This window comes from Bartonella vinsonii subsp. berkhoffii ATCC 51672, assembly GCF_902825225.1.
Classification (GTDB): Bacteria; Pseudomonadota; Alphaproteobacteria; order Rhizobiales; family Rhizobiaceae; genus Bartonella; species Bartonella berkhoffii.
On sequence record NZ_CADEAK010000309.1, the window covers coordinates 1 to 393 of the forward strand.

The following is a 393-nucleotide window of genomic DNA, read 5'->3' on the forward strand; positions in this document are numbered from 1 at the left end:
GAGAAAAACTAGAATTAGAAATTTTATCTCCTGACCCTTCTCCTTCTGTTGGCTCAAATGATAGCAAAGCTCACAAGAGCTTATTGAATTCTGCAAAATATATAAGAAAAAAGAGCTCTACAACTTAAAACCATTTTTAAAGAACTGATCGGATTTTTTGTGCATGTTCTTTGAGTATTTCTGTAGGCGTTATGACATTATTATGGGGTTTAAGTTCTACTCCTTCCATCCGTGGTATAATATGGAAATGAAGATGGTAAACGGTTTGTTGACTAGCTGCTTCATTAAATTGCATGACTGTTACACCATCCGCTTGAAAAGCTTTTTTAACAGCATTAGCAATTTTTTGAACAACTTTAATGACCGAAAACAATATTTCCGTATCTGCATCTA

Annotated in this window: 1 protein-coding gene; it reads right to left on the bottom strand. The window is 33.8% G+C overall.

Going from position 1 to position 393, the window contains the following annotated elements:
* Positions 1-136 precede the first annotated feature (136 nt).
* A partial coding sequence (locus J7R10_RS09395) for an HIT family protein (protein ID WP_208436537.1) occupies positions 137-393 on the bottom strand: 257 nt, incomplete at its 5' end.